General features: G+C 64.0%; 16 protein-coding genes. 6 read left to right on the plus strand and 10 right to left on the minus strand.

Annotation, left to right across the window (positions count from 1 at the left end; translation table 11 throughout):
• The first annotated feature begins 8 nt into the window (after positions 1 to 8).
• Positions 9 to 584 (plus strand): TMEM165/GDT1 family protein, encoded by a 576-nt coding sequence (locus Q8R61_RS12780; RefSeq protein ID WP_305537852.1) that lies wholly within the window; start codon positions 9 to 11, stop codon positions 582 to 584.
• 7 nt (positions 585 to 591) lie between these two features.
• Here the strand turns inward: Q8R61_RS12780 and Q8R61_RS12785 are convergent, their stop codons facing one another.
• Together Q8R61_RS12785 and Q8R61_RS12790 are read right to left on the minus strand one after the other, a co-directional pair.
• Positions 592 to 999 carry a YqaA family protein gene (locus Q8R61_RS12785; RefSeq protein ID WP_305537854.1) on the minus strand — a complete coding sequence of 136 codons (408 nt, stop codon included), beginning with the start codon at positions 997 to 999 and terminating at the stop codon, positions 592 to 594.
• Complete coding sequence (locus Q8R61_RS12790) at positions 1,000 to 1,437, minus strand: DUF3617 family protein (RefSeq protein WP_305537856.1); 438 nt, start codon at positions 1,435 to 1,437, stop codon at positions 1,000 to 1,002.
• Positions 1,438 to 1,743: 306 nt separating this feature from the next.
• On the opposite strand from Q8R61_RS12790, the gene Q8R61_RS12795 reads away from it, so the two are divergent.
• From Q8R61_RS12795 to Q8R61_RS12805, 3 genes are all read left to right on the plus strand, one after another.
• Entirely contained in the window at positions 1,744 to 2,217 is a 474-nt protein-coding gene (locus Q8R61_RS12795) for a rubrerythrin family protein (protein ID WP_305537858.1), read from the plus strand.
• Positions 2,218 to 2,261: 44 nt separating this feature from the next.
• Entirely contained in the window at positions 2,262 to 2,435 is a 174-nt protein-coding gene (locus Q8R61_RS12800; protein ID WP_305537860.1) for a rubredoxin, read from the plus strand.
• Positions 2,436 to 2,496: 61 nt separating this feature from the next.
• Complete coding sequence (locus tag Q8R61_RS12805; RefSeq protein ID WP_305537861.1) at positions 2,497 to 3,693, plus strand: FAD-dependent oxidoreductase; 1,197 nt, start codon at positions 2,497 to 2,499, stop codon at positions 3,691 to 3,693.
• A gap of 3 nt (positions 3,694 to 3,696) precedes the next feature.
• Here the strand turns inward: Q8R61_RS12805 and merR are convergent, their stop codons facing one another.
• A complete protein-coding gene (gene merR, locus Q8R61_RS12810) occupies positions 3,697 to 4,104 on the minus strand; it encodes an Hg(II)-responsive transcriptional regulator (protein WP_305537863.1) in 408 nt (135 codons plus the stop codon).
• 62 nt (positions 4,105 to 4,166) lie between these two features.
• Between merR and Q8R61_RS12815 the strand changes: the two genes are divergently transcribed.
• Entirely contained in the window at positions 4,167 to 4,418 is a 252-nt protein-coding gene (locus tag Q8R61_RS12815; RefSeq protein WP_305537865.1) for a GDCCVxC domain-containing (seleno)protein, read from the plus strand.
• On the opposite strand, the gene Q8R61_RS12820 is transcribed toward Q8R61_RS12815, so the two are convergent.
• Together Q8R61_RS12820 and Q8R61_RS12825 are read right to left on the minus strand one after the other, a co-directional pair.
• Entirely contained in the window at positions 4,415 to 4,861 is a 447-nt protein-coding gene (locus tag Q8R61_RS12820) for a rhodanese-like domain-containing protein (protein WP_305537867.1), read from the minus strand. The two genes, Q8R61_RS12815 and Q8R61_RS12820, sit on opposite strands and share 4 nt — an antisense overlap.
• Positions 4,862 to 4,972: 111 nt before the next feature.
• Positions 4,973 to 5,998, minus strand: coding sequence for a triacylglycerol lipase (locus Q8R61_RS12825; protein ID WP_305537869.1), 1,026 nt, complete (start codon positions 5,996 to 5,998; stop codon positions 4,973 to 4,975).
• A gap of 265 nt (positions 5,999 to 6,263) precedes the next feature.
• Here Q8R61_RS12825 and queD point away from each other — a divergent pair, with 265 nt between their 5' ends.
• Complete coding sequence (queD, locus tag Q8R61_RS12830) at positions 6,264 to 6,617, plus strand: 6-carboxytetrahydropterin synthase QueD (protein WP_305537871.1); 354 nt, start codon at positions 6,264 to 6,266, stop codon at positions 6,615 to 6,617.
• Between the two features lie 106 nt (positions 6,618 to 6,723).
• On the opposite strand, the gene Q8R61_RS12835 is transcribed toward queD, so the two are convergent.
• From Q8R61_RS12835 to Q8R61_RS12855, 5 genes are all read right to left on the minus strand, one after another.
• Entirely contained in the window at positions 6,724 to 6,894 is a 171-nt protein-coding gene (locus tag Q8R61_RS12835) for a hypothetical protein (protein WP_305537873.1), read from the minus strand.
• Positions 6,895 to 7,124: 230 nt separating this feature from the next.
• Positions 7,125 to 7,436: a hypothetical protein gene (locus Q8R61_RS12840; protein ID WP_305537875.1), complete on the minus strand. Its 312-nt coding sequence runs from the start codon at positions 7,434 to 7,436 to the stop codon at positions 7,125 to 7,127.
• 56 nt (positions 7,437 to 7,492) lie between these two features.
• The gene (locus Q8R61_RS12845) at positions 7,493 to 8,638 is read right to left on the minus strand and encodes a hypothetical protein (RefSeq protein ID WP_305537877.1); all 1,146 of its coding nucleotides are present in this window, start codon (positions 8,636 to 8,638) and stop codon (positions 7,493 to 7,495) included.
• A gap of 157 nt (positions 8,639 to 8,795) precedes the next feature.
• Positions 8,796 to 11,309, minus strand: a complete 2,514-nt coding sequence (locus Q8R61_RS12850; RefSeq protein WP_305537879.1) for an outer membrane beta-barrel protein — start codon at positions 11,307 to 11,309, stop codon at positions 8,796 to 8,798.
• A 319-nt stretch (positions 11,310 to 11,628) separates the two neighbouring features.
• Positions 11,629 to 12,333, minus strand: a complete 705-nt coding sequence (locus tag Q8R61_RS12855; protein ID WP_305537881.1) for a Crp/Fnr family transcriptional regulator — start codon at positions 12,331 to 12,333, stop codon at positions 11,629 to 11,631.
• Positions 12,334 to 12,445 lie beyond the last annotated feature (112 nt).

Below are 12,445 nucleotides of genomic sequence, written 5' to 3' on the forward strand. Positions count from 1 at the left end.
AGCTTCAATTGGACGCATTCCTTATATCTACAGGCGTGGTGGCGCTGGCCGAAGTCGGCGACAAAACGCAGCTGCTCGCCTTCCTGCTCGCCGCGAAATTCCGCAAGCCGCTGCCCATCATTCTCGGCATCCTCGTCGCCACGCTGGCGAACCACGGCCTGGCCGGTGCACTCGGCGCCTGGATCACCACGCTGCTTTCGCCCGAAGTGCTGCGCTGGGTGCTGGGCCTGTCGTTCATCGCGATGGCGGTGTGGATCCTGATTCCCGACAAACTCGACGAGGGCGACGCCCGGCTGGTCCAGTTCGGCGTCTTCGGCACCACGCTGATCGCGTTCTTCCTGGCTGAAATGGGCGACAAGACCCAGATCGCCACGATTGCGCTGGCGGCACAGTACGGCGATTTCCTGTGGGTGGTGGCGGGCACCACGCTCGGCATGATGATCGCCAACGTGCCGGCGGTGTATCTCGGCGATCGCGTGGCCCATCGCATACCGGTGAATCTGGTGCACGGCATCGCCGCGGCGATCTTTGCGGTGCTCGGCGTGGCAGTCCTGTTCGGGTTGGGCGAGCGTTTCGGCTTTTAAGCCGCGCCTACATCAGCCAGGCCAGCGCAGCGTAACGACCGAGCTTGCCGAGCGTCACCAGCAGCAGGAAGACCGGCACGCCGACCCGCAGCACGCCGGCCACCAGGCATAGCGGATCACCGACGACCGGCAGCCAGGCGAACAGCAGACTGGGCCGGCCGTAGCGAGCAAACCAGCGCTCAGCGCGGGCGGCGCGCAGCTCGGCTTTTTCGCTGCGCCGCACCGCCTGCCGGCCGAAGCGCCCCATGCCGTAGGTGATCAGGCTGCCGAGCACATTGCCGACGGTGGCCGTCGCCACGCTGGCGAACGGATCGGCGCCCTGGTGCAGGCGGTACAGCAGCAGCGCTTCGGAGCCGCCGGGAAACAGGGTGGACGACAGCAGCGCCGACCCGAACAGCGTCCAGTCCATTGTCATTCAGCGCAGCGTGCAGTCGCCGATCCGCCGGGCTTGCGCGCGCTGGGTGAATTCGCGCATGCCCTCCAGCGACGGGACGTAACGGCCGCCCATCAGGACGTCCCAGCCGGTTGCGTGGCTGCTACCGCTGGCGCGGCCGACCATGCGCCCGCCACCGGATGTCGGACAGGTGAAGTGGTAATTCACCTTGTCGCCGTATTGCTGTAGCCGGCTGACCGTGCAGGGCAGTCTGGTCTCGCTGGCCGCATAGGCGCTGCCGTTGACGATCTCGCGCGGCGTGACGCATTGCTGCACCACCCGCACAGGCAGTTGCAGCGGCGTGCCGCGCATCATCAGTTGCAGCGAGACTTCGTACAGGCCGGGCTGCAGCGCGGCGGCGCTTGCGACGGCGGGCAGCGCCGCCAGCACGAGCGGGGCGAGGCGGAACAACGGGTGCATGGGGTTCTCCGGAACAGCTTCAGGGGGCAGTGTTACACAGCCCCGGCGCGGATTGAAGCGAAAGACTCAGGGGGGCGATCGCGGCGGCGGGCCGGCGGGGATGTGCCGGGTTTTCAGCCAGGTCCCGGGTGCGCCGGGGGCCAGCGGCTTGCGCATGTAATTGTCCTGCGCGTGCATCGCATCCAACATAGCGATTGATGACGTCAATCGAATATATACATATAATCCGTTGGATCGATTTATTGATGATCTCTACCATGGCACCTGTCTTGATTGACATTGCAAATCAACTTACAGGAGCCCACCATGCAGAATACGACGTCCCCGACCATCCAGAACCTCGAGGCCGCCTTTGCCGGCGAGTCGATGGCCCACATCAAGTACATGTGGTTTGCCCGCCAGTGCCGCAAGGTCGGCGACGAAGCGACCGCCAAGGTGTTCGAGGACACCGCCGCGCAGGAAATGCTGCACGCCTTCGGCCATGCCGAGCTGCTGTTCGCCGACGAGACGATGACGCCGGCCAAGTGCCTGCAGTACGCGATCGATGGCGAGACTCACGAGTACACCGAGATGTACCCGAAATTCCGCCACGAGGCGATGATCGAGGGCAACACCGCCGCGGTGACCGAGATGGACGAGCAGATCGCCGAATCGAAGGAACACGCGGAAATGTTCAAGCAGGTGCTGGAAAAGGCCGCCAAGCGCTTCGCCGCGCTGGCCAAGGTCGAAGAAAAGCACGCAAAGCACTACCAGGCACAAAAAGACGCGATTGCGGCCTGAGCGATACCCGAACACTCTTTATTGACTGAATGAAAGGACACATCATGAAAGCTTGGCAATGCATCGTTTGCGGTTATGTTTACGACGAATCCAAAGGCGACCCGGAGCACGGCATCGCCCCCGGCACCCGCTGGGAAGACGTGCCGGAGAGCTGGGAATGCCCGGACTGCGGCGTCTCCAAGGCCGATTTCGACATGGTCGACGTCACCGCAGTCTGACTGTGCGCTGTACCGGGAGGCGCGTGATGCGCCTCCCGCCATCTGAATCCAGGAGCTTGTCATGCACGCCCTCTCCCCAACCCTCTCCCCCCAAGGGGCGAGGGAGCAAACGCCAGGCCCAAACCGATCAATCGTCATCGTCGGTTCCGGCCTCGCCGGCTACACCCTGCTGAAGGAAATCCGCAAGCGCGACGCTGCCACGCCGGTCACGCTCGTGACGGCAGACGATGGCGCCTTCTACTCCAAGCCCAACCTGTCGAACGCCCTGGCTACCGGCCGCACGGCTGCGGCGCTCGCCAGCGCCAGCGCGGAAAAGATGGCGGTCGATCAGAATGCGACGGTGCTGACGCACACCCGGGTCACCGCGATCGACACACAGGGTCAGCGCGTCCGCACTGAAAACGGCGAACTTGAATACAGTCAACTGGTGCTTGCGCTTGGCGCCGACCCGTTCGCGCACGGCCTGTCCGGTGACGGTGCGGGAGACGTACTGACGGTGAACGATCTGGCCGATTATGCAGCCTTCCGCAGCGCTATCGACGGCAAGCAACGTGTCACCGTACTCGGCGGCGGTCTCATCGGCTGCGAGTTCGCCAACGACTTGGTGCATGCCGGGTTCGCTGTCGACGTGGTGCACCTGGGCGAGTGGCCGCTGGAGCGCCTGCTTCCGGTGGAAGCGGGTCAGCGCCTGGCCGACAGCCTCGCTGCCCTCGGGGTGAACTGGCATTTCGGTCGCACCGGAAAAAGCGTCGAGCGGACGGCAGCGGGCTATTCGATCACGCTCGACAACGGCGAAACCGTCGCGGCCGACGTTGTCCTGTCGGCGATCGGCCTCAAGCCGCGTACCCAATTGGCGCAGGTGGCCGGCATCAAGGTCGGCCGCGGCATCCAGACCAATGGCCTGCTCGAAACCAGCGCGCCCCATGTGTACGCGATGGGCGACTGTGCCGAGGTCGAAGGCCTCAACCTGCCTTACGTGCAGCCGTTGATGGTGCAGGCGCGCGCGCTCGCCGCCACGCTGACCGGCACGCCGATGCCGGTGGTCTACGCGCCGATGCCGGTGATGGTGAAAACCCCCGCGCACCCGGTGGCGGTGCTGCCGCCGAAAATCGGCGCAGCCGGTGGCTGGAATGTCGAATGCAGCGACACCGGCATCTGCGCGCTGCATACCGACGACTCGGGCCGACTGCAGGGCTTCGCGCTCACCGGCAGCGAAACCGGGCGGCGCAATGCGCTGGCGAAGGAAATCGTGGCCTGAAATTCAGACCGCTGGGGAGGCGGGTTGCAGCGCGGCAATCAGCGGGCAGCTCACCTTGCCGCGGCTGGCTGCGCAGCAATCCACCAGCTTGGCCAGCGCGGTCTCGATACGCTGCAAATCCTGCAAGCGCTGGCGCACATCCGCGAGCTTGTGCTCGGCGATTGCCCGCGCTTCCGAACAGCGGGTCCCGTCGTCCAGTTGCAGCAATTGCGCAATCTCGTCCAGCGTAAAGCCGATGCGCTGGGCCGCCTTGATAAACAGCACCCGAGCCACTTCGGCTTCGTCGTAACGGCGGATGCCGCCCAAGGGTTTGGCGGGCTCGATCAATAGCCCGCGGCGCTGGTAGAAGCGGATGGTTTCGACGTTGACGCCCGCTGCCTGCGCCAGGCCGGAAATGGTCGTGGTCTGCATCTTGACTCCGTACTTGGGTACGGAATTTATACTACGCCCCTTTCAGCCATCCGGAGCAGTCCATGCACGCTCAGTCAGATTTGGGCCCCAATGCTGTCGTGCTGGAATCCACCCTGACCTGCCCCCTCTGCGGTCACGCCAAAATCGAGACCATGCCGACCGACGCCTGCCAGTGGTATTACGAATGCGAAGGGTGTCAGGCCGTGCTGATGCCCCTGCCGGGCGACTGCTGCGTATTCTGTTCCTACGGCACGGTGCCGTGCCCGCCGATCCAGCGGGCGGGCAGGCCGGGTAGTTGCTGCGGGGCGGCCTAGCAGGTCTTGCAGGGTTCCACCGGCAGCCCGCGCGCGACCCAGCCCGGCCCGGCACCGCTACCGACCATGCCTTCCTTGATGTTGTAGACCTGGGTGAAGCCCGCTTCGCGCAGTGCCTTTTGCATATGCGTCGTGCGGTTGCCGGTGCGGCAGATCAGGCCGATCGGCGTGTCGCGTTGTCCGTCGAGTTCGGCACTCACCTGCTGCACGAAGCCGCTCGCGCCCTGCGGGTGAACCATGTTGATCCGCAACGCGCCGTCGGCTACGCCGGTCTTGCGCCATTCATCCGGACGGCGAATGTCGATCAGCGTCAACTGGCCGTTCTGGTGCTTTTCAAAGGCCTCGGGCGCGGTCAGGGTGGGGCCGGATTCCGTGGAGCAGGCGCTGATCGACAGCAGGGTCAAAGCGGCGGCGGCCGCGACGGTCAGGCGTTGCGCAAACATGAAGACTCCAAAAGTGAGAAACGAATATGCGATTGTTAAATCGGGCGGAAGTTCAGTTTTGCCCCGCAGGCGGCCCGGTCGCGGCAGACCGGGTTAGCCCGCCGCCCGCCCTCATTGCCCATACAACTGAACCAGCAGCGCCTGGAACGCTGACTGTCGTTCCGGCGGCGTGGCGCGCACGATGCCTTCGCGCTGAAACACGTCGATCAGCTTGTGCGGCGTGACGCCGGATTCGCCGACGATTTCGACGTGCCCGGCGACGACCTCGACATCGGTGGTGAGGGCTGCGCGGGTGACGGGCGGGTGCCGCTGTTCGTTCAGGCTGAAAATGTAATCGCTCTCGATGCAGCGGCCGGTGTCGCTGCGACGCCGGCAGGAGTCGCGTTCGTCGGTGACGACCTTGAGGTGGCGGCTGACCTGCGTGGCGAGGCTACCCGGCTTCTGGATGAAATCCGAGGCGGCCGTGATCTCGTACCAGTTGTCGCCGCTGATGAGCCAGCAGACCAGGTCGTTGAGGCCAAGCGTGGCCACGCGCAGTGCCGAGGCCGCGCACATGCGCGCCGCGGCAATGCCGGAAAACGGCGCCGAGACCGTCACCAGCCGCAGGTCGATCTGCGTGTTGCGCACCGGTTCCGGGCGGTCTGCGATCAGCGCCTTGCGGGCAACCAGGCCGCCCATGCTGTGGCCGATCACCGTGATTTGCGGCGTATCCAGATGCAGCGCGAGCGTATCGACTGCGTGGGCCAGCTGGCCGGAACTCACCATCAGGCTGTCGCGGTCGTTGTAGGCGAGGCAGGCGCTTTGCTGGCCATGAAAGGCGAGCACCTCGGCCAGCGCGTGGAACCGCCCGGTGGATCCGTTGCAACCATGCACCAGGATGTTGACCGGCTGGCTGGGGTCGATGTGCAGCGTATTCGACGCCCCATCGTTGCACGGGCGCAGCCCGGGAACGCTTACCGCTTTTTGGGCGGAGGGCAGGCGTCCCGGATCCGCCGCCTCGAGGGCAGACTCGCGTTGCGGGGTGGCGCAGCCGCCCAGGCTCAAGGCCAGCAGCAGGGCGACGAACGCAGCCGTCGCCGCCATGCCGGCCAATGCGATCGATTGTGTCCAGATTCTTATGGCGCAAGTGCCCATCATGTCAGCCTCCACCGGGATTCCATCCGCAGCTTGATCGTTGGCGCGGGTTCAGCCTGGCTCGGGTGTTGCCAGTGAACCGCATTGGGGAGACATGGTGCCATTATTTGGCGGACAGTTCATCCGGCAAAGGTCTGCCGGGCTTCAATCGAAAGCGGGCGTTGCGCAACAGGCCATTGCAATGACGCCCGGGCTGCGCGGAGGGCACAACGATGCCCTTGCCGCGTGCCGGCATGGTCAGCGCTCCTGAGTTGCGCGAGAATGTCGCATGGACATCTTCCGCATCTTCCATCTGCAATGCGCGCGGCGCCTGCCGGCGCTGCCCGCTTCCCATCCCTGCGCGCGTCTGCATGGCCATTCGTTCGAGGTCGAATTGATCGTCAGCGGCGAGGTTGACCCGGCACTCGGCTGGGTGCTCGACTTCGCCGACATCGAGGCGGCATGGCAGCCCATCCACGCGGCGCTCGACCACCGCTATCTGAACGAGATCGCCGGGCTCGACAACCCCACCAGCGAAAACCTAGCGGTGTGGCTGTGGGGCCAGCTCAAGCCGGTGCTGCCCGGCCTGTCGCAAATCAAGGTGATGGAAACCCACGACTCGGGCTGCATCTACCGCGGATAAGCCGGCCCCCGGCGGGACGAAACCAAGGCCTGCTTCTGACGGAAACATCCGTCGGAAGCAGGCCTTGGTCAGGTCTGGAACAGCGGGGCGTACGCCCCGGCCGGTCTTAACGACCCATACTGGAAAAATCCAGCGTGCCGTGCGGCGTGTCAGCCACGTTTTCGTCGATCATCAGATAGATGTCTTCGTCGACGATGTCTGCAGCGGGGTGGTGGGCAAAAGCCGAGAACGAGGCGAGCATGGCGGTGAGTACGGCAGCGGTCATAATGCTTTTCATGATCTGTTTCCTTTGAAAATTAAAAAATGGAACGAGCCATTCAGCTGGCGGCGGTTGCGTCGTGCTGCGTTTGCGTCGGCTGATGAAAAGCATTATGAAAATCCGGCGTGCCTGTGGCATGTCCGGGCGGTGTCAGTGTGTGGCAGTGTGTTTCACGGGCCATCAATCATGACCACAAAACAAAGGGGCACACGAATCGTGTGCCCCTTTGTTGCTACCAACTGCCGGAATTAATGGCTGTGCTCGGTGCCACCCTCTTCGTGGTCGCCGCTGCCACCCTTGCCGTGGAAGATCTTGCTTTCCGCCGACTTGCTGCCGCCTTTCGCGCCGTCATGGTGCGAACTGCCGCCCTTGTGCGAACTGCTGCTGTGGCTGGAGCCACGGTCGCCGCCCATGTACTTCGGTCCCTTGCCCTTGCCACCCGAGGTGTGTCCGGAGGAATGGCCGTCGTCGTGGCTGTCGGCCGCGTAGGCGGTTGCCGTGCCTGTTGCCAGGCCTGCAGCCAGCAACGCGATCGTTGCCCATTTGCTGTAAGCGTTCATGCTGATGACTCCTGTTGCGTGTGTTGCACCGGGCGGCGAACCGCCCGGTCTGGCGATTAACGAACCGCGTTGTCGTGCACGAACTCGATCACCTGCAGGTAGTCGTTCGCCGCGGCCGCGAAGTCGTCAGCGCCGCCCACTGCGGTCGGGTCGACCCAGTTGGTACTGCCGAACACAGCCTCGTACAGATTCACCACGGTCGGCACATACACGCCGTCCTTCAGCACCAGCACGGAGGCGGTCGCATCCTTCCAGGCGGTGTAGCGGTCGTAGCTGACGGTGGAGAAGTCATAGTAAGTCGTGCCGCTGTTGATCCCCAGGATGGAGTTCATGTACACCACGGTGTCGACGCTGACGGCGCCGGTTTTGTCCGCAGCAGCAGCCAGCAGTGCAGCCGGGTTGAAGTTGGCCGGCAGCGTAACGCCAGGCAGCGTGCCCGAAGTCATGTACTTGTCGTACAGCGCCAGATTCTCCAGCGGCGAGTCGATGGTCGCGCCGTCCACCACCAGGCGGCCAGTCGAATCGAGTGTCACCGTTCCCGAGGTCAGCTTCGACAGCGCTTCGGTCAGGGCGTGGTCGAGCACCTTGCTCGGCGAACGGCTCACGCTCAGGCGACCCAGATCGACCTCGGCACCGTAAACTTCATAGGTGGTGGTGCCGAGGGTGACGGTCGGCAGCAAATCGCCTTCCGCATTGCGGGGAATGATTACCGGGCTACCGTCCGGGTTGGTCAGCGGAACCAGCGTGGTGCTGCCGGTCGGATAGTAATAGGCGATCACCTGAACCAAGCCATCGGCCAGAATCGGTGCGCCATTGACGTCGCGCAGCAACACGACCATATCGCCGTACAGGTCGCCCTTCTTGCTGCCGGCACCGGCCGGCTTGCCGCCGCCGCCCGACTTGCCGCCCTTGACGCCAGCCCAGACGGGGCGGTCGCTGTCTTCATCGACGCTCGAAACCGGTGCGCGGAAAATCCTGTCGCTGCCCTTGCCCTGGCCGCCCTTGTTGGCTGCCCCCTTTTGGCTACCGCCCTTGCTGGCAGCACCTTTCTTGGCACCGCCATCTTCTGCGGCCTGCGCGGACGAAATCACGCTCAGATTCATGCCCGTCACGGTATTGACAGCCATCGGAACGGCCAGCATGGCGAACATCGTGCCGCCAGCGAGAATGAGTTTTTTGATATTGAATGCGGGGTGTTTCATGTGTTTCTCCCAGATGAATTGAGGACTACGGCCTTCTGCGACTGATCGTGTGACCGATCACAAAGTTATCTTCACTACTATTTCAGACTAGCAAGTCCGGTATAAAAACACATTGATGAATCGCAATTTCACCGGGCTTTTTTGATGGAGCGACCACTCAGAACCGGAAGCCCAGACCCAGTCGAACCAGGGTTTCGCTGTTCTTGAAGTTCATGGCATCGGAGTTGCCATGCGTGGTCACGAAACTGACCGGGTCATCATAGCGGGTGTAGCTGTAATCCATGCGAATAAAGGCGTTGTCCGTTGCCGGGATCTCGGCGCCGAGGCCAAAGCGGGTGCCGTCGAGCTTGTCGCTCTGGTCGATCCAGTTGGCAGCGCTGCCGCCCTTGACATAGCTCGTGTTGAAACGGGTGCGCACGGCGCCGACGCGGCCGTACAGCAGGCTGCCATTGTTGAGTACGTAGCCGAGGCGTAGCCCGGCGCCGTAGCTGCCGCGTTTTTCGACCGAGAAGTCGCGGCCGCCATCGGCGTCGCCGCCGGTCTGGCGCTCGTGATTCCAGCCGAGGTTGGAGGCTTCGGCGTCGAGTTCCAGGCCGACGTAGACCTGATTGAAGGTGTGGCCGTAGCCGGCGAAGAAACCGCCGGTGAAGCCGGTGTTGGCGAAATCACCGGTGAAGTCGTAGGGGCCGCCACCGCTGTCGTTATGGGTGCCGGTCAGCTCGGTGCCCAGGGTGCCATGTCCGAGGCTGGCGCCTGCGTACAGGCCGCGCAGCTCGGTTGCGGAGCGCGTGGCCACTTCGGGACGTGCGCCGCCGAAACGCCAGCCAAGGCCGACGCTGAACACGCTGTCGCGGGTGTCGAAATCGTCCGTCGTGTAGAGGGGGCCGACGTCGGACTGGCGCGTCACGCCGTAGCTGCCGTAGTCGGTATAGCGATAGTCGGTGCGCACGAACAGGTTGCGCGAGGCGGGGATTTCCAGGCCGAGGCCGAAGCGGGTACCGGTCTCGGCCTGGTCGCGGTTGAAGGCGCCGGCGGGGAACTGGTTTTCCGTGTAGTAGGTGCGGAAGTCGGTGCGCACCGCGCCGATGCTGCCGACCAGCAGGCCGCCGTCGAACTGGTAGCCGACGCGCAGGCTGGCGCCGTAGCTGGTGTCCTTGTCGACGAACACGGTCGGTGCTTCCGGTTTGTCCTTGCGGTGATACCAGCCGGCGTCGCTGTCGCCGGCGTCGAGCTCGACGCCGAGATACCAGTTGCCGACCTCGGTGCCCCAGCCGCCGAACAGCGCGTAGCTGGCGCCGAAGCCGCCCATGTCGGCGGCGTCGAAGCCGCCGCCGTCGCGCGGGCCGATGGTCGCGGTGGTGAGGCCACCGTGGCCGAGCTGGGCGCCGAGGTAGAAGCCGGACAGCGTGCCCTGTGCGCGCGGCGAAGCGGGGGCGCCGGCTTCGCGTTCGGGGATGATCGAATAGTCGCGATTGCGCGCCGGCGTGTAGCCCACGCTGACGAACACCTGATTGCGGCTGTACTGGGCATCGCGGTTGTCGGAGTCGCGGTCGGTCACGCGCAGGTCGGCGCCGATGTAAACCTGCGGCAGCACGTAATAGCGCAGACCGGCGCCGGCATCGATGATGCTGTCGCTGCGATCGAAATTCTGGAAATCGCTCTGCGTGTAGGCGGCGCGACCGCTAACCGACAGCTTGCTGGTCAGACGGCGCTCCACTTCGAAGCCGTAGGTGGTGTCGAGCGAGCCGGATGAATAGTCGACTCCGGTAAACACGGTGGTCTCTTCCAGCGAGCGGTCGATGAAACCGGTCACCGTCGTCACCGAAGTCGGTTTCCACTCGGCCAGCGCGCCGAAATACGGCTTCTTGAGATCGGCGAAGCCGCTGTAGTCGTAGTTCTGGCGCATCACGCCGGCGAACACTTCGCCGGTCAGGCGCTGCGGCTGCAGGGTGAACTTCATGCCGACCGCGGCGCGGGTGCCATCCGAATCGCGATTGTAGAGTTGGGTGGGGATCAGGTTGTCGTAATTGCGGGTGTCGGTGGCGAATTGGCCGAATACTTCAATGGCCGGCGACAGCACATAGCCCAGGCGCGCTGCCAGCGAGTTCAGTTCATGGTCGCGGTAGTCATTGTCGACGGCGCCCAGGGTGGAAACACCGTCCTTGTAGTCGTAGCGGTCCCAGGTGCCGCCGGCGCGCAAACGGAAGGCGCCGAAAGCGTGCGCTACGCCCAGATGCGCCTCGTCGTGGTCGTAGCGGGTCGGTTCGGTTTGCGCGCCTGGATTCAGCGCGCCGGGGGTCGAGCGGTCTTCGTGATCGCGTGAATGGCGGGCACCGCCGAAGACGTTGGTGCGTGGGCTGATGTCGTAGCGGCCGTCGATATCCAGCCAGTAGTCGTTGACGTCTTCACTGTCGTTGTTGCGGTAGCGGTCGAAATCCGCGCCGAGACCGAAGTTGAGCGCGTGCTGGGCCCATTTCGACTTGAACTCGACCGAGGGCGACAGGGTATAGACCATGTCCTCGACGACATCCCTGCGCTCGGCGTAGATGTTGTCGTCATAGGTGGCGGCCAGCGATATGTCCGGAAACACCAGGAACGAGCCCCAGGCGATGCCGGGGAATTCTTTCGGCTGGGCCGGGAACACCGAAGTCATCGGGCGGGTGGCCAGCACCGGGGGAAGCGTTGCGGTCGGGGTACTAGTGCCCTGCTGGGGGCCGCTGGGACTCTGGGGCTGCACAGGGGGTGGGGCGGGCGGGGCCGCCAGGATGTTCAGGGGCGTCAGGCCAAACGCAGCCGCCAAGCACGCGGCAAGAGGAGTCAAAGCGAACTTCATGAAATTCTCCGCAGGCGGATGATCCGCCTTCTTATTTGAGTTCTGGTTCTAACAATTAAGAATCGATTGTGAGTCTGATGTTACGAGGTTTTAATGGGGAGCGGAGAAGCGATTGATTTTTGTCAATAAGACACTGTGACTATTACGCAACGCAGTCTTAGGCGGACGCGAGACGCGTCAGGCCGGCGTGGTTGCAATCGACGTAGGTCCCTTTTTCCACATGAACCAGACCGCGCCGTCTGAACTCGGCCATGATGCGGCTGGCGGTTTCGGTGGTGATCCCGAGCAGCGCGCCCATGTCCTCGCGGCCGGGCAACACAAATTCCACGCCGGCGTTGGCACAGCCGAGCGTGAGCAGCAGCCGGGCCATGCGTGATTCGGCCGGGCCGGTCGAGAGCGCGGTAATGAAATGATCGGCTTGATCGATCGAGCGCTGCCAGCGTTGCAGCAACGCCTGATGCACTGCGGGGCTGGTGCGGTCCAGATGCAGCACCACTTCACGCGGAATGCGGCAGACATCGGCCTCGTGCAGGGCGATCGCGGTGTGGTGGTAGCGGTCTCCCACCAGGGTTTCCAGGCCCGCAACGTCGCCCGGTCGCAGCAACCTCACGATGCGCTGGCCGCCATTGGGCAGCTCGATCTTGAGCTTGATGAGCCCGCTGCGCACGGTGTAGACGCTGGGCGCCTCGTTCCCCTGTTCGTACATCACCGCATGCTGTGGCACATGCAGGTTGTCGACGGGCTGCAGGATGGTATCCAGATCGTGCGGCGATAGTCCCGAGAACAGGACGAAATTGCGAACTTCGCACACTGCGCATTTGGCCCGCCCCTGCCACTGAACATCGGTGCAATTCGGTTTCATGGGGCGGCCTCCTCCCGTGGAGAAATGCCTGGGTACTGCTGATGACCATGATGCATTGGATTCCGCTCATTATTTTCTGGAAGTGCGCCTGATGGGCGCGCCGGACACGGGG

It is taken from the genome of Thiobacillus sp., assembly GCF_030696885.1.
Lineage (GTDB): Bacteria > Pseudomonadota > Gammaproteobacteria > Burkholderiales > Thiobacillaceae > Thiobacillus.